Below are 1,250 nucleotides of genomic sequence, written 5' to 3'. Positions count from 1 at the left end.
CTGTCACACCGCCGGAAGTCACGCCGCCGATAGTGGCTGTCACACCGCCGGAAGTTACGCCGCCAGTTGTGGTTGTCACACCACCTGTCGTCAGCACTCCCGAAGCGCCATCCATTGCTCCGATCAACCAATCGACCACCCTTGGCGGTGCCACAACCCTGGCCGGGCTGTTCAACTACAACGGCTACGATGCCAGACTGATGAACCTGTTCAACGCTGCCGCCGCGCTGCCTTCTTCGGCTGCGGGCAACAAGGCCGGCGCGCAGCTGAGCCCGGCGGCGACCGCGTCAGCCGCCACTCAGGCGTCCACTGCTTCCACCGTACAGGTGCTCAATGTCACGGCGGCGCACCTGGACGGGCTGCGCACCGCCCAGAACAACACGGGCGGCAGCAGTGGTATCGCCACGGGTGAAGGCGCCAGCAACTCCGGGCTCTGGGGCCAGGCGTTCGGCGGCACTTCGCGCCTGAGCGAGAGCAATAATATCGCCGGTTATCACAGCCACTACGGTGGCATGCTGATCGGTGCCGATGGCGCCGTGAACGACAGCTGGCAGGCCGGCGGCCTGTTCAGCTACACCCAGACCACGGTGAACAGCGACGGTGATAACACAGGCAGTTCTGCCGACGTGAAGTCCTACGGTCTGTTCGGCTATGCCAGCTACCAAGGCCAGCCGTGGTACCTGGACCTGTCGTTGGGTGCTGTCCAGCAGCAATACGACACCCGGCGTGAAATCAACTTCCCCGGTTTCAGCGGCGTGGCCAATGGCAACCACGACGGGATGCAGTACATCGCATCTGCACTGGCCGGTTACCCGATTGAGCTGGCTAACCACACGGTGCTGACACCCATTGCCGGCTTGACCTACAGCTCCCTGGACGAGGACAGCTTCACCGAAAGCGGCGGCAACGGCGCGGCACTGCACGTTGATTCCACCAGCACCCACTCGTTGAAAAGCGATCTGGGCACCAGGCTGGAGCGTTCCTTCGCCACCACCTACGGCAACGTCGTGCCGTCGGCGCAGTTGATCTGGCGTCATGAGTACCAGGACACGCGCCTGCAGTCGGTCTCCAATTTTGCCGTCGATACCTCGGGCGCCACCAGCTTCAGCAGTCCGGGCGCCAAGCCAGTGGACGACACCGGGGTGCTGGCGCTGGGCGTGACGTTGCTGCGCAGTAATACGCTGAGCCTCTCGGCGAAGTACACGCTGGAAGCCGAGAGTGGCTAAACCGCCAATACGGGGGACATGCAA

1 protein-coding gene is annotated in these 1,250 nt (G+C 63.4%); it reads left to right on the top strand.

Annotation, left to right across the window (positions count from 1 at the left end; all coding sequences use genetic code 11):
• Positions 1-1,226 (top strand): autotransporter outer membrane beta-barrel domain-containing protein (locus PMI22_RS07455; RefSeq protein WP_007947689.1); only part of this gene is annotated, 1,226 nt, incomplete at its 5' end.
• Positions 1,227-1,250: the final 24 nt, after the last annotated feature.

It is taken from the genome of Pseudomonas sp. GM21 (genome assembly GCF_000282215.1).
Classification (GTDB): domain Bacteria; phylum Pseudomonadota; class Gammaproteobacteria; order Pseudomonadales; family Pseudomonadaceae; genus Aquipseudomonas.
The sequence above is the reverse complement of the archived record's forward strand: the minus strand, read 5'-3'. Positions and strand labels throughout refer to the sequence as shown.